Source organism: Synechococcus sp. MIT S9509 (assembly GCF_047303035.1).
Lineage (GTDB): Bacteria > Cyanobacteriota > Cyanobacteriia > PCC-6307 > Cyanobiaceae > Synechococcus_C.
In genome coordinates this window covers 2,027,279-2,045,854 of sequence record NZ_CP138940.1, presented here as the reverse complement: position 1 = coordinate 2,045,854, position 18,576 = coordinate 2,027,279, and the positions used below count along the sequence as shown (strand labels likewise).

Annotated in this window: 15 protein-coding genes; 2 read left to right on the top strand and 13 right to left on the bottom strand. The window is 60.0% G+C overall.

Translation table 11 applies throughout. The annotated features are described in order from the left end of the window. Nucleotides 1-21: 21 nt before the first annotated feature. The 8 genes from SIB73_RS11705 to SIB73_RS11670 form a co-directional block, all read right to left on the bottom strand. Nucleotides 22-1,413 (bottom strand): TRAP transporter large permease, encoded by a 1,392-nt coding sequence (locus SIB73_RS11705; protein WP_413404914.1) that lies wholly within the window; start codon nucleotides 1,411-1,413, stop codon nucleotides 22-24. Then, nucleotides 1,410-1,982: a TRAP transporter small permease subunit gene (locus SIB73_RS11700; RefSeq protein ID WP_413404916.1), complete on the bottom strand. Its 573-nt coding sequence runs from the start codon at nucleotides 1,980-1,982 to the stop codon at nucleotides 1,410-1,412. The genes SIB73_RS11705 and SIB73_RS11700 overlap by 4 nt, the downstream gene beginning before the upstream one ends. After that, on the bottom strand, nucleotides 1,979-3,103 hold the full coding sequence (locus tag SIB73_RS11695) for a TRAP transporter substrate-binding protein (protein ID WP_413406231.1): 1,125 nt from the start codon (nucleotides 3,101-3,103) through the stop codon (nucleotides 1,979-1,981). The genes SIB73_RS11700 and SIB73_RS11695 overlap by 4 nt, the downstream gene beginning before the upstream one ends. Before the next feature lie 155 nt (nucleotides 3,104-3,258). Beyond that, nucleotides 3,259-3,672: an Hsp20/alpha crystallin family protein gene (locus SIB73_RS11690; RefSeq protein ID WP_413404917.1), complete on the bottom strand. Its 414-nt coding sequence runs from the start codon at nucleotides 3,670-3,672 to the stop codon at nucleotides 3,259-3,261. Nucleotides 3,673-3,847: 175 nt separating this feature from the next. After that, nucleotides 3,848-4,306, bottom strand: a complete 459-nt coding sequence (locus SIB73_RS11685) for an MEKHLA domain-containing protein (protein ID WP_413404919.1) — start codon at nucleotides 4,304-4,306, stop codon at nucleotides 3,848-3,850. Further along, nucleotides 4,299-5,207: an SWIM zinc finger family protein gene (locus SIB73_RS11680; protein WP_413404921.1), complete on the bottom strand. Its 909-nt coding sequence runs from the start codon at nucleotides 5,205-5,207 to the stop codon at nucleotides 4,299-4,301. Before SIB73_RS11680 ends, SIB73_RS11685 begins: the two co-directional genes overlap by 8 nt. Before the next feature lie 4 nt (nucleotides 5,208-5,211). Continuing rightward, complete coding sequence (locus SIB73_RS11675; RefSeq protein WP_413404923.1) at nucleotides 5,212-8,412, bottom strand: DEAD/DEAH box helicase; 3,201 nt, start codon at nucleotides 8,410-8,412, stop codon at nucleotides 5,212-5,214. After that, nucleotides 8,409-8,822, bottom strand: coding sequence for a hypothetical protein (locus SIB73_RS11670; RefSeq protein WP_413404925.1), 414 nt, complete (start codon nucleotides 8,820-8,822; stop codon nucleotides 8,409-8,411). Before SIB73_RS11670 ends, SIB73_RS11675 begins: the two co-directional genes overlap by 4 nt. Nucleotides 8,823-8,857: 35 nt before the next feature. Between SIB73_RS11670 and alaS the strand changes: the two genes are divergently transcribed. Then, a complete protein-coding gene (gene alaS / locus SIB73_RS11665; protein WP_413406233.1) occupies nucleotides 8,858-11,536 on the top strand; it encodes an alanine--tRNA ligase in 2,679 nt (892 codons plus the stop codon). A gap of 5 nt (nucleotides 11,537-11,541) precedes the next feature. On the opposite strand, the gene SIB73_RS11660 is transcribed toward alaS, so the two are convergent. The 3 genes from SIB73_RS11660 to speA form a co-directional block, all read right to left on the bottom strand. Beyond that, nucleotides 11,542-12,108: a cyclic nucleotide-binding domain-containing protein gene (locus tag SIB73_RS11660; protein WP_413404927.1), complete on the bottom strand. Its 567-nt coding sequence runs from the start codon at nucleotides 12,106-12,108 to the stop codon at nucleotides 11,542-11,544. Nucleotides 12,109-12,173: 65 nt separating this feature from the next. Then, nucleotides 12,174-12,836: a Coq4 family protein gene (locus SIB73_RS11655; RefSeq protein ID WP_413404929.1), complete on the bottom strand. Its 663-nt coding sequence runs from the start codon at nucleotides 12,834-12,836 to the stop codon at nucleotides 12,174-12,176. A gap of 83 nt (nucleotides 12,837-12,919) precedes the next feature. Beyond that, entirely contained in the window at nucleotides 12,920-14,899 is a 1,980-nt protein-coding gene (speA, locus tag SIB73_RS11650) for a biosynthetic arginine decarboxylase (protein WP_413404931.1), read from the bottom strand. Between the two features lie 131 nt (nucleotides 14,900-15,030). Here speA and ndk point away from each other — a divergent pair, with 131 nt between their 5' ends. Next, complete coding sequence (gene ndk, locus SIB73_RS11645; protein WP_413404933.1) at nucleotides 15,031-15,489, top strand: nucleoside-diphosphate kinase; 459 nt, start codon at nucleotides 15,031-15,033, stop codon at nucleotides 15,487-15,489. Nucleotides 15,490-15,664: 175 nt separating this feature from the next. On the opposite strand, the gene thiO is transcribed toward ndk, so the two are convergent. Beyond that, entirely contained in the window at nucleotides 15,665-16,801 is a 1,137-nt protein-coding gene (thiO, locus tag SIB73_RS11640) for a glycine oxidase ThiO (RefSeq protein WP_413439611.1), read from the bottom strand. Then, on the bottom strand, nucleotides 16,798-18,528 hold the full coding sequence (locus tag SIB73_RS11635) for an ABC transporter substrate-binding protein (protein ID WP_413404937.1): 1,731 nt from the start codon (nucleotides 18,526-18,528) through the stop codon (nucleotides 16,798-16,800). Before SIB73_RS11635 ends, thiO begins: the two co-directional genes overlap by 4 nt. Between the last annotated feature and the right edge of the window lie 48 nt (nucleotides 18,529-18,576).

Genomic DNA, 18,576 nt, shown 5'->3' with positions numbered 1-18,576 from the left:
TAACCAACTTTACGAAGATCTTCAGGTCATCGGACCCGGGCTGAGGGCTGCAGCCAGGCGGGGTAACCAGTCCACCATTCCCGGTACGGCAATGATCAGGGCCAGGACCGCAACCTGCAGTCCGACAAACGGCAGGGCACCGCGATAAATATCGCGAGTGCTCACTTCACCGGGAGCCACGCCGCGCAGATAGAACAGCGCGAAGCCGAAGGGTGGTGTGAGGAAGGAGGTCTGCAGATTGGCGCCGATCATCACGCCGAACCACACCAGTGCTTCGGGCCCAAGCAACTGGCGGGCAGCTGGCAGCAGCAGCGGGACTGCGATGAAGGCGATTTCGAAGAAATCAATGAAGAAGCCCAGCAGGAAGATGATCAGCATGCTGAACACCAGGAAACCCACACGTCCTCCGGGGAGGTTGAGCAACAGATCGGAAATCAGCTGATCTCCGCCCACACCTCGGAACACCAGGCTGAACGCTGTGGATCCCATCAGGATGGCCATCACCATGGCGGTGGTGCGCATGGTGCTCTCGCAGACATTCGAGAGTTGTTGACGGCTGAAACCGCCGTTGAAGGCTGCGAGAACCATGGCGCCAACCGCTCCGATCACGCCCGCTTCCGTAGGTGTTGCAATGCCGAAGAAGATGCTCCCGAGCACCGCCACGATCAAAGCGATCGGCGGCAACACCGAACGCACCAATTGCAGAGGACGTCCTGAGTCGGTGAGCTCAGGCTTGAGTTCGGGGGCCAGTTCCGGTTTGAGAGCACTGATCACCAGCACGTAGATGGCGAACACGGCCGACATCAGCAGGCCCGGCAGCAGTGCGCCGATAAAGAGATCACCGACTGAGATTCCGAGCTGATCACCCAGCACCACCAGAACAATGCTCGGGGGGATGATCTGCCCGAGCGTGCCAGACGCCACAATCACCCCAGTGGCAAGACTTTTGTCGTATCCCGCCCGCAGCATGGCCGGCAGTGAGATCAGCCCCATGGTGGTAACTGTTGCTGCCACCACTCCGGTTGTCGCCGCCAGAAGCGAACCGACAAGAACAACGGCCAGGGCCAGGCCGCCGCGCAGGCGCCCCAACAGCAGGCCCATGGTTTCCAGCAGCCGTTCGGCGATGCCGGAGCTCTCCAGCATCGAACCCATGAAGACAAAAGCGGGGATGGCCAACAGGGTGAAGTTGGCCATGATCCCCAGGATTCGCTGAGGAAGAGCGGTGACGAACTGTGGGTCGATTTCACCGCTCAGCATCCCTAAGAGGGCGAAGATCACCCCGATCCCGCCAAGACAGAACGCAACGGGAAATCCGCTCAGCAGCGCAACGATCAGCGCCAGAAACATTCCGGGAGCCAGCACCGCGGAGGGGTCGAAGCTGATCACCCAGCCCAGGGCTTCAATTTCGATCACAGCGTGGTGCCCCCCTCCTGGCGCTGCTCATCGGCAGCTTGGCTGGTTTCAGGGTTGCTGAGCGCCAGCCGCAGTCGCAGTGCTTCGGCAATCCCCTGCAGCCCCAACAGCAGAAAGCCCAGGGGGATGAGTGATTTCACCCAGGTGCGCGGCAATCCGCCTGGATCTGGAGACATTTCGGCGATGCTCCAGGAGCGCAGCGCCGGTGCGATGGAGATCGCCATCACCCCGAAGGCGAAGGGCAGCAGCAGCAGCAGGATGCTGTTCAGTTCCTGACGGTTGCGACGGCGTGGTGACCAGCGGCTCTGCAGCACATCCACACGCACATGGCCCTGTTTCTGCAGGGTCCAGCCGAGGCCGAGCAGAAAGATCAGATCGAAGAGGTACCACTGGGCCTCAATCAGACCGTTGGAGCTGAGATTGATTCCGATTGCGGAGCCCAGATAGCGGCCAACAACGTTCCAGATTCCGATAGCCAGCATCAGCAGCACGGACCAGCGCGCCAGCCAGGCGGCCGCGGCGTTGAGCCGATCGAACAGGCGTATGACACCGGAGAGAGGCTCGCTCATTGTTCACCTCCCAAGGAGGCTGTGTTGAACGTCGTCAGCGGCAGCTCGTTGATGCGGTTCCAGTTCAGCGTTTCCCTCTGGAACAGACGCCAGCGTTCCAGAAGGTCTCGGAAGCCGGCATCGTCAGCTGCCAGATCCGCAAACAACACGCCCGTGGCTTCCTCGGCGGCCTCGAGGATGTCGTTGCTGTAGGCCTCAAGTTTGATTCCCTGCCGTCTGAGTCTCAGCAGCGCCTCGCTGTTGCGTTGTTCGTACTTGCTGAGCATGCCCAGATTGGCCTGGTAGCAGGCCGTGCTGAACATGGCCTGATATTCGGCCGGCAGTTTGTCCCAGGCACCGCGGTTAACCAGCGCTGTAAGGCTTGGCCCGGGTTCCCACCAGCCTGGGTAGTAGTAGTACTTCGCTGCTTTGGGGAGGCCGAGTTTCTCGTCGTCATAGGGGCCGGTGAACTCCGCGGCGTCAATGGCTCCCCGTTCCAGTGCCAGATAGATCTCGCCGCCCGGCAAGACCTGAACGTTCACACCCAGGCTGGCCATCACCTTGCCTCCCAGCCCTGGGATGCGCATTTTCAGACCTTTTAGTGACGCCAGATTGTCGACAGGCCGCTTGAACCAGCCGCCCAGTTGACCTCCCGTATTGCCGGCAGGGAAGCTTTTGGCGCCGAAATCAGCGAATAAGGCGTCCATCGCCTCATTGCCGCCTCCCTGATAGAGCCAGGCATTCTGTTGCTGGGCCGTGAGCCCGAATGGCACGGCAGTGCCGAAGGCGAACGCGGGGTTCTTGCCCACGTAGTAGTAGCTGGCTGTGTGGCCGCATTCCACGGAGCCGGCTTGCACGGCATCCAGCACCTCAAGCCCGGGAACGATCTCACCGGCGGCAAACGGTTCGATTGTGAATCCTCCGCCACTCATCGCCTTCACCTGTTCGCAGATGGTTTCGGCACCTCCGTAAATGGTGTCAAGCGAGACCGGCCAGCTTGTTGCCATCCTCCAGCGCACCTGGGGAAGACCGCTGCTGCGACCGTTTTCAGCACGACGAATCGTGCAGGCGCTCAGTGCTCCGGTTCCGGCTGCAGCGGCGAGCGCTTGCCCACTGGTCCGGAGCAGCTGCCGACGTTGCATCACGTGCTCCTGGGTTGGTCGCCCTAGAGACGACGCTGTCTGGGCAAGATTATCGATCGCTCCAGGCTTGGCCCCGGTTTCGCAATCAAACAAAGCCCCCTGCGCTCGCAGAGGGCTGGACCGTTCCCTGAGGGCTGGGCCTCAATGCGCTGTCATCAGCTGTCCACCTTCACCGACACGGTGGTGCGGTTGTCGGTCTTGGGAGCCTCGATCGTCAGGATGCCGTCGCGGTAGGTGGCCCGCAGCGCATCGCGGTCGAGGGAATGGGCGAAGCGAAAGCTGCGGCTCCAATTGCCATAGCGAAACTCGCTGAGCAGGGTGTTGTCAGCCGATGCTCCGGCCTCAGCATCAGCAACGGCCTGAGGATTCCGACGTTCAGCGCTGACGCTGAGACTGCGGTCGCTGGCTTTCACATCGATGCTGTCGTGAGCCACGCCGGGGAGTTCCAGGCGAATCGAGTAATGATCGTCGGTTTCGTGAATTTCGGCGGCTGGTACACGCTCAACCTGTGAAAGCTGCTGGTCGAGACGCTCGAAAAGATCAAAAGGTGATTGACGAAGGGTGATCATGGATAACTCCTGAAGAGTGATGTTGATGGGGTGTTGGCATCACCCACAACGCCAATATGAACAGGTTGATTGACTCTGAGGAGGGGGACAACCGACCGGTTCTGTTCGGTCTGGACCACCGGTTTCGGTTGTCACGACAGGGCTTTCGCAACAACCGAACATCAGCACATGTGATTCAGAGCCAGCACCAGCTGGAGAACGCTGCCGCTTGCCCGCAGTTCTGGCCCTTGTCGTCCCAGAGGGTCCAGATTCTTGCGTTGTTGATCATGAATCGCTGACCGGTTCGTGACACCCGTACACCGCTGTAGCCCTCGAACGCGTCCTGGTTCTGCGCGCGTTTCAGGGCGGAAGCGCGCTGCTTACGTGCTCCTTCCTCCGCCGTGTAGCGGGAGGGCATGCCGATCATCTCGTGCCATGACCGCTCCCACAGACGCAGAGCGGTGGCATTGGCAAAGATCAGCAGCGGGTCATGGCTGTTGTCATGCGCGAGAACGGCCATTGTGCTGCTGAACAGATCCTTGGCTGGGTTTCCACAATCCAGCAGTGGTCTCTTGAAGGCCCGTTGGTGAGACAGCATCAGCCTGGAGATCAGGCACTGGGATTCCGGCGTCTGCCAGGGTGCTGATTCAGCCACCGGCCGCCATGGCTTCCAGCATGGCCCGCTGAGCCAGAGCCTGACCCTGATCACGCAGGTGTTGCAGAAAGCGAGGTCTGGATTCGGGAAAGCGTGGCTCTTCAGCCAGGGGAAGATCGCCTGCGGCATCAAGCCCCGTATCGCCTTCCATCGCGGGGGTGATCACCACCAGATCAGCGTCGAGGCTGGCCTCGTAACGCCACCAGAGCGTGGGGTCCAGCACAGCTGGATGCGGCTGCGTGATGGTGTCGTCAGGACTCGATCCTCCATCATCTGCTGCTTCTGTTGATGTGTTTTCGGTTTTTGCCAGCTCGGCCCTCGCCTGCAGGGCCTTGAGCCGATGCTCCGCGAGATTTTCCAGGAGCTTTGTTCGCGTGCGCCCCCTCAGCTGAAACAGCACGAAAGGATCTTCACTGAAGCGCTCTCCCATCAGGAAGTACACCGCGCTGATGTGCTTGCAGGGATTGGCCTTGTCCGGACAGCTGCATTCACTGCGCACTTCCTGCAGCTTGAAGGGGAAGAGCCGGCGACCACTGGCAGCAAAGGCCCGTTCGATGTCTGCCGGCATGATTCCGGCCAGCAGCTGCGCCGACCAGCGGGCCTTCTGTGTGAGGGCTTCCAGCACGAAACCCCAGTCTTCATCGCTGAGCACATCCAGCCAGAGCTTGACCTTGTAAGGGTCTTCATCGGTTCCCTGAACACGGGCATGCACCCGTCGACCTTCGAACCGAATCGATGTCACATGTCCTTCTCGGGCATAGGTCCAGGCCCGTTCGAGGCGTTTCTTGAAGCGGTAGGAGTTGATCAGCTCCATCCACTGCTCAACCCACCAGGGTTGTTGCCCAAGTCCCTCATCACTGAGGGAGGTGTTGATGCCGCTGCTGTTGGGGGTGATGGTCATCGCGTCAGGACGGGTTGTCTTCCAGGCTCACCAGCTCCTTCAGCTGTCCCATTTCGAGACCTCCGAGCCATTCCTCGCCTGAGCCCACAATGTCTTCCGCCAGTCTGGACTTCTCGCGGATCATCCGATCGATCTTTTCTTCCACCGAACCGCTGGTGATGAACTTGTGCACCATCACCCGGTTGGTCTGCCCGATGCGATAAGCCCTGTCTGTGGCCTGGTTCTCCACCGCCGGGTTCCACCAGCGGTCGATGTGGAACACGTGGCTGGCACGGGTGAGATTGAGTCCCACACCGCCGGCCTTGAGTGAGAGCAGGAACAGTTGTGGTCCGCGTGGGTCTTCCTGGAAGCGATCAACCATCGCCTGTCGCTCCGTCTTGCTGGTGCTGCCGCTCAGGAAGGGCACTTCGCTGCGCCAGCGGCGTTGCAGATATTCCCTCAGCAACGTGCCCCATTCCGCGAACTGGGTGAAGAGCAGGGCCCGGTCGCCGGCTTCGATCACTTCTTCGAGAATCTCCTCGAGCCGTTGCAGCTTCACGGAACGCTGGAGAAAGTCTTCGCTCGCATCCTGTTCCTTCAGTGCAAGGGCGGGATGGTTGCAGATCTGTTTGAGGCGGGTCAGCAGTCCCAGCACCTGTCCGTGACGTTTGCCCCTCGGAGCACGGGCAATGGCATCGAGGGTGTCTTCGACGGTTTTGGCGTAGAGCGATTTCTGTTCCTTGCTCAGCCCGACCCATTCGCTCAGCTCCACCTTCTCCGGCAGATCAGAGATGATCGCCTTATCGGTCTTCAAGCGCCTGAGGATGAAGGGTCCAACCCGCGACTTGAGATCACGCAGTGACGACATGTCGCCGTAGCGCTCGATCGGCATTCGATAGCGCTGGCGGAAAAATTCCTCCTCACCCAGAACTCTGGGGTTGAGGAAATCCATCAGGGCCCACAACTCACTCACCCTGTTCTCCACCGGCGTGCCGGTGAGTGCGATGCGAAAGCGCGTGCCCTTGCGGGTGCGGGCCAGATCGCGCGTGGCCTGGCTCTGTTTGGCCGAAGGGTTCTTGATGGCCTGAGCCTCATCGATCACCGTTCCCTGCCAGTCGAAGCTTTCCAGCAGCTCGATGTCCCGCTGCACCAGTCCGTAACTGGTGAGAACCAGGTCGACATCCTTGAGAGCTTTTTTGAGAGCAGCCAGAGTTGTGGGCCGTTTGGGGCCGTAGTGCTCATGCACGTTGAGCTCAGGTGTGAAGGCTGCGGCTTCCCGTTTCCAGTTGGTCAGCACCGATGTGGGGGCCACCAGCAGCACGGGCTTCTTCAGTTCCTGTTCCACCTTGAGGTGTTGCAGGAAGGCCAGAAGCTGGATCGTTTTGCCCAGGCCCATGTCATCGGCCAGGCAGGCGCCCTGGTCGAAACGGTGCAGGAAGGCGAGCCAGCCCAGCCCACGCTCCTGATACGGCCGAAGTTGTCCACAGAATCCTTCAGGTGCGGGCAGTGGATCCGGTGATTTCTGCTGGTGGTACTGCTCAAGGACCCCTTGCAGCCGGGGGCCTGCATCGAAGGCGTGCACGGGCAGACGCATCAGCGTGTCGCCCTCGGTGGCTGTCAGTCGCAGGGCATCGTCCAGGCTGAGCTCAGGATTGGCGCCGCAGAAGCGTTCAGCGTTCTTGAGGTCATTGGGTCGCAGTTCGATCCAGGCACCCTTGTGACGCACCAGTGGGCTGCGTTTTCCACTCAGGCGTTCCAGTTCGCGCAGGGTGAGCGTGACGCCGCCGATCATCAGTTCCCAGCTCCAGTCGAGGCTCTCGCCCAGGGTGAAGCCCCTGGACCGCTCGGGCAGTTCCGCTTTGATCGCCAGTCCCAGGCGGCTGGCCAGCCCGCCGGAAAGGCTCGGCGGCAAATCGACGCCCACACCCACATCGCGAAGCTGGCGTGCGGCCGTGCGCACCAGCACGAAGGCTTCAGCTGGGGTGAGCTGCATGGCTTCCGGTGTGGCGCTCTCGAGGCCCCTCTCGATCGGTGCGAACACCGTCAAGGCTCTGCCCATTCCTTCCAGCAGCACTTCGCTGGGATGCTCCACGGGAATCTCTCCCAGCTGAAGACCTTTGGGGCCTGCAGCCCATGCGGCACTGGCCGGCAGCTTCAGTGTTGGGTCCGATTCCGCCTGCAGGAAGAAGCGCAGGGGCCAGAGTTCCTCACCCTCAGACGGTGTGGCCAGCTCGAGGCAGGCGCGTGCTGGAGCAACATTGCCGGCCACGCCCTCTCGCCAGTGGTGGCTGGCGGTGGCTAGGCGCTCGGCATCCTCATCCTTGAGGTTGATCACGCCGCTTTCAGAGCTGAGAGCCTCTTCCCAGGCGGTGAGGAGTGGGTCCAGGCCTTCCTGATCAGGGCTGAAGCCTTTGCGCAGCTGCGCATCCAGCAGGTCTTCCAGCAGGGTGGCCACGCGCAGCCGGCCACTGCGGGGTCGACAGCAGGCCACGGGATTGGCGGCTCGCATCGCCTCCGGTCGCAGTCGGGTCATGCGGTTGCTGCGTCTGCCGGTCGGTTCGCGCCAGGGCAGGGCACAGGTGGCAACCAGGGGGAGTCCCGCCGCCAGATCCTCCAGCCTGCGGCGGTCTTCCTCCCGATTGAGCAGCGGCACCCAGCGGGCTCGGTGGGGGTAACCCTCGCCCTTGCTCAACTCCACCTGGGGCAACCAGCGGCCTCGTGCCACCAGGCTCAGGGCCCAGCGCTGCATATGGCTCCACCAGCGCAGCTCATCAGCCAGATCCGGATGACGACCTGAAAGCGGCAGCTTGGCCAGCCATTCGGTGGCTGCCATCGGTTCGATGGCCAGGCCCTGCACCTGCCAGGGCCACCATTCGGTGGTCTTTGGAATCGGCTCACCGGCCTGCAGCGGCAGACCGCACCAGGGTGGATCGTCTTCGGGGGGTGTCTCTGCTGTTGCCGAGCGTTTGCGTTTCGGTTTGACACTGCGACTGGGCAGCGTGAGGCAGGCCGTTGCGTCAATGATTCCGTCCGGCAGCAGGTCACGCTCCGTCAGCAAGGCCCGAAGCTCCTCGGTGCTGAGGGTGAAGGGATGAATTGCTGGAGTGGCCCCCGGTCCCATCGGTTCGGCCACACGCCAGGTGTCAGCCCATACGAGCAGTGCAGCTCGACCGGAGCTGCTGGGTGTACGAATGGCCGGAAGCCAGGTGGCGTGCAGCAGGCTCATGGCCGCGACGCAGACAACATGCGTTGGGTTCCGTGAAGCAGAAGTGAGCTGCCGATCAACGGCAACCACCCCATAACGAGATCCTTCACCAATGATGCCAGGGAATCAGCATCTGCCCAAGGGGATGGCAGGCACATTCCCAAAGTCCGTATTCCGCAGACGGCTCCCACCAGTCCAGCCCGCAGATGGGAGTCCTCCGGATCCACACGCTCAAGGTGGAACGCCAGTAGTCCGTAAAACAGGCCGCATCCTGTGGATCGCACCGCCTGATCAATCCCGAAGGGCAGGCTGAGCATCCCCGCCGCCAATCCGGCAACCAGGGCCCAGCTCAGGGAGCGCAGTCTCAACACTGCGCGACTCTGCTCGTCGGTGCTGTCGGCCAACGTCGGTGGCAGCTCAAAGGCGATCATGGCTGGAGGACCTGCTGTTCAAGCCCGAACCCACCATGGCTGTTGCACAATCGTCGCGAAACGAGGCAGCTGGTCCCCGCACCGGTGCGGAGATCCGGGAAGCGTTCCTCGCTTTCTACGAGCAGCGTGGTCACAGGCGGATGCCCAGTGCCTCACTCGTGCCTGAGGACCCCACGGTTCTGCTCACGATCGCTGGAATGTTGCCGTTCAAGCCGATCTTTCTCGGTCAGCAGCAACGGCCTGCCCCCTGTGCGACCAGCAGCCAGAAGTGCATTCGCACCAACGACATCGAGAACGTGGGTCGAACGGCCCGGCACCACACCTTCTTCGAGATGCTGGGCAACTTCTCCTTCGGGGATTACTTCAAGCAGCAGGCAATTGAGTGGGCCTGGGAGCTGAGCACGGTCGTCTACGGCTTGGATCCCAAGAATCTGGTGGTGAGCGTCTTCCGGGAAGACGATGAAGCTGAGCAGATCTGGCGTGATGTTGTCGGCGTCAATCCGAAGCGCATCATCCGCATGGATGAAGCCGACAACTTCTGGGCCTCAGGTCCAACAGGGCCCTGTGGTCCCTGCTCGGAGATTTATTACGACTTCAAACCTGAACTGGGTGATGAGGGGATCGATCTGGAAGACGACGACCGCTTCATCGAGTTCTACAACCTGGTGTTCATGCAGTCGAATCGGGATTCGGAGGGCACACTCACACCACTGGCGAACCGCAACATCGATACCGGCATGGGCCTTGAGCGCATGGCTCAGATCCTGCAGAAGGTTCCCAATAACTACGAAACCGATCTGATTTTTCCCTTGATTGCAGCGGCAGCTGATCTGGCTAGTGTCGACTACCACCAGCTCGACGACAAGGGCAAAACCTCGCTCAAGGTGATCGGCGACCACAGTCGCGCCGTCACGCAGTTGATCAGCGATGGCGTCACGGCAAGTAATCTGGGCCGCGGCTACATCCTGCGCCGTTTGCTCCGCCGCGTGGTGCGGCACGGACGTCTCCTGGGCATCGACCAGCCGTTTCTCAACACCATGGGCGAGGCTGCTATCGCGCTGATGCAGGCGGTGCATCCTCAGTTGGTTGAGCGCAAGGACGTCATCCTGGGGGAACTGCAACGCGAGGAATCCCGGTTCCTGGAGACCCTGGAACGAGGGGAGAAACTGTTGGCGGATGTGCTGGAGGCCCAGCCGAAGCAGATCAGCGGTGCTCAGGCTTTCGAGCTGTATGACACCTACGGATTTCCGCTCGAGCTCACGCAGGAAATTGCTGAAGAGCATGGCCTGGCCGTTGATCTGGCTGGATTTGAAGCTGCGATGGAGCGTCAACGCCAGCGCGCCAAAGCTGCTGCCGTGAGCATTGACCTCACATTGCAGGACGCCATTGACCAGGTGGCCTCAGGGATTGATGGAACCGATTTCCGTGGTTACGAGCAGCTGGAACAGAGCAGCAGTGTGCAGGCACTTGTGGTGAATGGAGACCCCGCACAACAAGCCGTTGCCGGTGATTCCGTGCAGGTGGTGCTGGATACCACTCCCTTCTATGGCGAGGGGGGCGGTCAGGTGGGTGATCGCGGCACTCTGGCCGGTGAAGGCCATGACGGAGACGGCCTCATTGTCAGTGTGGAATCCGTAAGCCGAAACCGCAGTGTGTTCGTGCACAGCGGTCGTGTGGAGCGTGGAACGCTGGCAGTCGGCGATGTTGTGCAGGGTCGTGTGGACCGCAGCTGCCGCCGCCGTGCCCAGGCGAATCACACCGCCACGCATCTGTTGCAATCAGCCCTGAAGCAGGTGGTGGATCCAGGCATTGGTCAGGCCGGATCTCTGGTGAATTTCGATCGCTTGCGGTTCGACTTCCATTGCCCGCGGGCTGTGAGCGGCGAGGAGCTGGAGCGTATTGAGACATTGATCAACAGCTGGATTGCTGACGCCTACGAGCTCCAGGTGCAGGAGATGGCGATTGACAAGGCCAAGGCCGCTGGCGCTGTAGCCATGTTCGGTGAGAAATACGCCGATGTGGTGCGTGTTGTCGACGTGCCCGGTGTGTCGATGGAACTCTGCGGTGGCACCCACGTTGCCAACACTGCCGAGATCGGTTTGTTCAAGATCGTCAGTGAAAGTGGCGTGGCGGCTGGCATCCGTCGTATTGAAGCTGTGGCAGGCCCTGCTGTGCTCGCCTACCTGAATGAACGCGATTCCGTGGTGAGGCAGCTGGGAGACCGCTTCAAAGCCCAGCCCGGTGAAATCGTGGAGAGGGTGAGCGCTCTTCAGGAAGAGCTAAAGACAACGAGTAAGGCACTGCAGGCTGTTCAGGCGGAATTGGCGGTTGCCAAATCAGCGGCACTTGCCTCCAAAGCGGTTACTGTCGGTGAGTTTCAGCTGCTGGTTGAGCGCCTTGACGGTGTGGATGGCAGCGGTCTTCAGGGTGCTGCTCAGAATCTGGGTGATCAGCTTGGCGAGGCCGGTGCGGTGGTGATTGGTGGTCTGCCTGACCCCGCCGATCAGGGCAAGGTCATTCTCGTGGCCTGTTTCGGCAAGGCGGTCATCGCCAAAGGGCAGCAGGCTGGCAAGTTCATCGGCCGGATCGCCAAACACTGCGGCGGCGGCGGCGGTGGCCGCCCGAATCTGGCTCAGGCCGGAGGTCGGGATGGAGCAGCTCTGGATGGAGCGCTGGAAACGGCACGGGTGGAACTCAGCGACTCTCTGGTCTGATCGGCTCAGCTTTGGCGCAGTTGATGCATCTTCTGCAATTGCCTGCTGGCTTTGGCAATGCAGAAGTGAACCCCGCCAAGTTCAGTCATGGATTGTTCGATTCGCTCCGGGCAATCGTCGTGTACTGCATTGATTCCGCTCAGCAGCATGGCGATGACCTGATTGCCGCGCCGGCAACGCTCACTAACGAGCGACAGCATCTCCACGACGAGATCGGTGTCAAACAACATGGCCTGGAGCAGTGCCTCTCCTTGAATGGCCAGCAGTTCTGCATGCCCTTTCACAACGCGAAAGTCGGCGTAGTGCTTGCCATTGGCGAAAAAACCAACCTCACCGAGTAATTCGACAGATTCCACTTCGGCCAGGGTGTGGAGCTCGTTGCCCTGGTGGATATCTACCGCGACTCGTCCCTCGGTCAACAACATCAATGTCTCGACGGAGTCGCCCTGGTGGAACAGGACGTCTCCTTCGGCAGCGATCACTTTCTTTGGATTCAGCTCCTGCTGGTGCGCGACCAGCAGGAGTTTCAGTCGTTCCCTGAAGGCTTGAAGCTGCGGCTCATTTCCCCACATGGCATCGCGACTTCTGTTCTATTGATACATCCAATCGTTCTGCAGTGCCCGCATGCTGTGAAGGTTCAACCAGGTATCTCGTCAGGCAGCTTCAGTTTGCTTTGCCAGTCGTGCAGGGTGCGATCCCAGCCCTCTTCCAATTTGCGTGCGATCACAAGCTCGGCATCCAGGCCCATCTGGAAGCCCTTTGCCAGTGCTTGCAGCATCGGAGCGAGTGGCTCATTGTTCTGCAGTGCCGTCAGCATGCCTCCAAAGATCAGCATCACCGCAAGTGGGGACCGGTTCTGCGCGAGATTGAACCCCTGCAGGCCCAGTTCGCTGATGCCATCAATTCCAAATCCGGTCAGAACATGTGTGATGTCATGGGTCTCCTTGAGTCGATGTGTGATGTAATCGCGCTCATCTTTGACGGGGGAAGAGTCAATCAGCGTGTCTGGAGTGATGCCCTGGCTGATTAGCTGATCGGCATAATGGCGCCCAAGGGTGCCCTCTGGAAGGGTTTGCAGTGCGGATAAATCGATCGGCTGCGGACGCCAGCCATCGTTCACCAATTGTGCGAACTGGGGATTGCTCAGCAGATGACGGATCATCTGTTCGGCGATTGAACTGTCTTTCACGCTGGCGCCGATGGCGAGAACGCTGTTCAGAGAGTCCGGATTTTTGAGGAAGGCTGCCAGGCTGGTCAGCAGCTTCAGGCTCTGTAATCGTTCTCCGAGTTTGATTTGCATGGAAGGAGTGCCGATGTTGATATCTTCAGCCGACTTCAGGTAGTTGGACAGCCTTGTAGTAGCTGAATCACTTGTTGTGGCGCTCAGTTCTGCAGATACGTGCTCTGACGCAGGCTGATCTCCAGATGATCCATCAGCCGGCGCGCTTCAGCGATTTTGAGCTGATTGCCTCGGATGGAGCGTTCGCTAGCGATACGTAGTCGTTCCAACAGGGATTCCGGGTTGTGTTCCATCGCCATCAGCACCTCGGCGTTGGTGTCGCCACGCACGACGTGATCCACTTGGTATTCCCCTCCGGGTGCCAAACGAATATGTACTGCATCGGTGGTGCCGAACAAGTTGTGCAGGTTGCCCATCACCTCTTGATAGGCCCCTCCAAGAAACATCCCGATCAGATACGGCTCTTCTGAACGCAGGGAATGCAGCTCAAGAAGTTGCTTGCTGCGCCCATCGGCAATGAAGCGGTTGAGACGACCATCAGAATCGCATGTGAGATCTGCGAAATGTCCGAGCTCGGTTGGTTTTTCTCCCAGCCTGTGTATTGGCATTAAGGGGAAGAGCTGTTGTATGGCCCAAGTGTCGGGCGCAGAGCGAAAGATTGACAGGTTGGCGTAGTAAGTGAGTGCCAGAACCGCAGGCAGGGTTTGTAATTCCTCCGGGAGAACGGAGTTCTCAGGAAGCCTCTGCACCAAAGAACGAGCACAGGCCCAAGTGAGTTGCTCTGCCTGGCTTCGTTCTTTCAGGCTCAGATAGCCCAGTCGGAAGGCTGCCAATGCATCGTCCTTGAATTTGAGGGCGTCATTCCAGGCTTCCTGAAGTCGTGAAACGTCCGCGCTCCCGTCATCAGCGAGGGCATTGATGCCTTCGAGGGTTTCATGAAGGTTGCGAACAATCAACGCCTCGTCGTCACTTGGCGAAGTCGTTGTCTGTGGAAGCCCGCCTGTGCCAAGCACGTTGAAAACCAGGACTGAGAAATGGCTGGCGATCGCTCTGCCGCTCTCGCTGACCAGAGTCGGAACTGCTACGCCATGAGGCTCACAACCTTCCTTGACAGTTGCGACGACATCATTGGCGTAATTCTGCAGTGAATAATTCGTGGACGCGGCTGTTGAGGTCCGGCTTCCGTCGTAATCAATACCGAGTCCTCCTCCAACATCCAGAAAACCCATTGGGGCTCCAAGTTTGTGCAGCTCGACATAGATGCGCGAGGCCTCCTGCAGCGCATCTTTCACCACACCAATGTCGTTGATTTGGCTGCCGACGTGGAAGTGGAGAAGGCGCAGTTCCTGTAGCAAACCTGCCCCGCGTAGCGCTTCAACAGTCGCGAGAATCTCCGGGACAGGCAGTCCGAATTTGGCTTTCTCTCCGACAGAATTTCCCCAGCGGCCTGTGCTCCTGCTGGAGAGTCTGGCGCGGATGCCGATCAGGGGTGCGGCGCCGAGTTCCTGGCTGGCATCGATGATTCTTTGCACTTCATCGGCTTGTTCGATCACGACCACTGGCCGCCGTCCCAGTCGTCTCGCCAGAATTGCTGTTTCGATGTAGCGCTGGTCCTTGTAACCATTACAGATCAGCAAGGCTTCCGGATCATCGATCAGTGAGAGAGCGATCAACAGTTCGGCTTTGCTGCCGGCTTCCAGGCCGAAGTGCCAACGCTTGCCGCAGCTCACCAGCTCCTCCACGACGTGGCATTGCTGATTGCATTTCACAGGGAAAACGCCCTGATAACGACCGTTGTAGTCGTATTGGGTGATGGCTCGCTCGAAGGCCGCATGGAGGCTCTCAAGTCGGTCTTCGAGAATGTCATCGAACCGGATCAGCAGCGGCAGGTTGAGATTGCGACCCTGCAGGCCTTTCACGAGCTCAACAAGATCAAGACTTCCCCCTCGTTCGCCGCGGGGCTGCACGCTCACATGACCTCGAAGGTTGATGGAGAAGTAGGGATCTCCCCAGCGCTCAAGCCCATACAGCTCAGAGCTGTCTTGAATGTTCCATGAGGGAGCTGGCGTTGATTGACCGTTGGTTTTCTCACGTTCGGGTTCGTTGGCGTTTGCGAGCACCATGAGTGAGAAAAGTGTTCCTGTCTGGGGAATCTAAGGAGCCTGGATCACAGGGGCAGAAACAAACTGTTCTCGATTGCTTGCCAAGAGGGTGGGGGAGCACAGAAGATGCCGTTCTCTTTATGTATGCCTTTATGTCCGCCGAACGCACGTTCATCGCCATCAAGCCGGATGGGGTTCAGCGTGGTCTCGTGGGCGAGATTCTCGGCCGCTTCGAGCGCAAAGGTTTCAAGCTTGTGGGCCTCAAGCAGCTCATCGCCAGTCGTGAACTGGCTGAGCAGCACTACGGCGTCCACAAGGAGCGGCCGTTCTTCTCCGGTCTTGTGGACTTCATCACGTCGGGACCGGTGGTGGCCATGGTGTGGGAAGGCGATGGGGTAATCGCCAGTGCCCGTAAGTTGATCGGTGCCACCAAACCACTCGAGGCTGAACCCGGCACCATCCGTGGTGATCTGGCTGTCAACATCGGCCGCAACGTGATCCATGGTTCAGACGCTGCGGAGACCGCTGCATTCGAGATCGGCCTCTGGTTTCAGCCATCCGAACTCAACGACTGGAGTCCATCTGATCAGGCCTGGCGGGTCGAAGACTGATTCTCTGGTGACCGATCGCAAACTGCAGACCCTCGGGGCGATGTCTCGGGGTCTTTTTGAATGCCAAGTCGTTGTTGCAGCTTCAGGCCCTTGAAGCAGTTGTTGATCAGGCGTTGGCCGATGTGCATATCTGCGGGCTTGCTCTTCGCGGAAAACTGTTCTCGATTGCGACTCGTCAGCGGGATTGAAAGCGATCCCAGCGAAAGCTCGAGAGCAGTGCTGCAAGATCCTGTTTTGGCTCAGTGCCGCAGGCGAGATCGGCAATCAGTTCTGATGTGGCACCAGCCATGAGAACGCCATTGCGGTGGTGGCCGCAGGCCAGCAGAAGTCCGGGAATCGGACTGTTGCCCAGCAGTGGTCCCTCATCAGGTGTGCAGGGACGGAATCCCCACCAGCGCTCCATGGGAGGCCAGCTCTCTGCCTCAGGCAGCAGGGTGGCAATGCCTTGTTTGAGGGTGGTTTGTCCTTGAGGTGTCAGACCTTCGCTGAAGCCGGCATTGCGCTCGCTGGTCGCGCCCACCACCACCAGTCCATCCTCGCGGGGCACCAGATAAATCCCTGGGCCAAAGATCACGCGCCTGAGGGCGCCGCGCGGACTCTGCAGCGACAGCATCTGACCTTTCACGGGGAACACCGGCAGCTGGGGCAGAAGTTGTCCGCTCCATGCACCGCTGCAGAGCACGGCCCGCTCACAGCCAAGCGTTGCTTCACTCCCCTCCGAATTCCTCGTGCGTACGCCGCTGAGACGTCCATCGGCGGTGAACAGCTCAAGAACTTCCACGCCTTCCTGAAACTGGGCACCGCGATCAACGCAGGCGCTCTCCAGCGCTCGCATCAGCTGACGTCTGTTGTCAATCTGCCCGTCCTGCACGAACAGCAGACCGGCTTTCCATTGTGAGTCCAGACCTGGCACCTCCTGGAGAAGCTGTTCGCGATCCAGTCGATCTCCGAAAGCCGCAGTCGCGTAGGCGTCCCGTTCATCGGCGCTGTGGAACGGCACCACGATCCCGGAGGAACGAAGCCCACAGGGAAGACCGCTGTCAGCTTCGATCTGGGCCACCCAGCTGGCAATGCGGCTCAGGCTGAGTTGGCCGAGGTGAAGCAGAGCGTTTTCGAGGCCTTCGGCATGGGGGGCCAGCATCCCTGCTGCAACGAAGCCTGCAGCCTCGCTGCGGCGCCTGCTCAGCACGGTCACGCGCTGATCACGACGAGCCAGTTGATGGGCGATGGCGAGACCCATCAAGCCACCTCCCAGGATCAGAATTCGTCCGGGCGAATTTGATCTTGCCTCGCCCCGGAGCCACCGCGTCATAGGCCCGGTCGCCAGGAGCGCAGATTGTGGTGGATCACCAGCTGCCGACCGATGAAGACCGTCAACCAGCTCAGAACCATGGCGGCGAGTACCGGCCATTGCAGGGTTTCGAACCGATCAGCGATCATCAAGCCGCCGATGAGCACAAGGGCTCCCAGCACGGCAATTTCCTCATAGGGTTCACCCTGAAAGGTGCGCGGTTCTCGACCGGTCACCACATCAAGCACCATTCCTCCGCCAGCACAGGTGAGTGCGGCACAGATGACCATCCACCACCAGTTCAAGTCCGCTTCCAGTGCAACCTGTGCACCAATGATGGTGAATGTGGCCAGACCGATGCTGTCGCACAGTCCCAGAACCCTCTGGAAGTTGGCGCTGTCGGCGGCTCCCTCGCTCAGCAGGCTCGCCAAAATAGACCCTGTAGCAACCACAATCAGCACCACCAACAGGTAGGTGCCGTCGTGAAAGACGAAAGGTGGTGATCGCATTCCACCCACAAGCAGATCGCGGAGGATGCCTCCACCCACGGCAGGCAGCAGAGTGAGAATGAAGCAACCCCAGAGGTCGTAGTGACGCTGTAGGGCCCGGATGAAGCCGGAGAGAGCAAAAGCTGTCGTTCCGATGAGATCGAGCCCATAGAACCAGGAGGATGTGACCAGGGTTGCGAAGGCCTCACGTCCAGCAGGGCCGAGGGGGCCGCGCTGGGGTCCGTCCAATTCGGCAGCACGCCAGACTTTCAGACTCCATGCACCGCGTGCAGCTCTCGAGATTCCCGCAGGATCGCCACTACCGCGACCCACGATCTCCACACTGCGACGGAAGCTGGCGGGATCCAGCAAGCCGTAGCCCTTGTTCAGGTTCATCAGCTGCAGGATCTCCTCCAGCATGGCTTTCTGGTGCACTGTGTCGCTGCTGTTCATGAAGCGCTCGGTGATCGCAACCGCTTCATCGGGATGTCGCGCCGTGTACTGCCATCCGGCAGCAAGACCTTTTAGAAATCTCGTCAGACGATCGCGTTTGGCCGGATCCTGGAGGTCCGTCGCTCGCACGTACAACCCATCTTCGAGAAATCCCGTGTTCTCCCGGGCGAAACGCACCGTGAACAGATCGGACTGAAGGGCTCCTTCCTGGAGGATCGTCTGAAATTCGTTGTAACTCATGGCAGTGGCGCAATCGACCTCGCCATCCAGCAAGTCCCGAGCTGCGGGTTTTTGTTCAATCAGCTGAACTGAATCCAGCCCGAGTCCATACCGTTGCAGCCAGTACCCGACATCGAATTCATCCCCGAGGAACCAGGTGCCAACACGTTTCCCTTTCAGGTCGCCAGCCTTACTGACACCTGATGCTGCGCTGCAGACCAACATCGTTCCAGGTCGTTGCAGAAGCTGCGCCACATTCACGAGGTCCGCCGCCTCACGGCGCATGTCCAGGGCATCCGATGTCCAGGCGATGGTGACGTCGACTTCACCATCACGAAGACGCTGCAATCCATTCACCGATGGGCCTCCCTGTTCCAGGGTGACACTGAGGCCTTCTCGACGGAAAAACTCGTGGTCTTTGGCCACATAGAACCCTGCGAACTGGGCTTGTGGCAGCCAGCGCAACTGCACGCGCAGGGGCTTCTGCTGCACATGCGTCGAGACAGAAGGGATACTGATCGCCAGCAGAGTCACCAACAGAACTGCCAGGAAGGCCCCAAGCCTTCGATGCCAGCGATGGCTATCCACGGCTGAGGGTCAGTGCATCTGCATTGTGATTCGCTTCCATAGGATCAG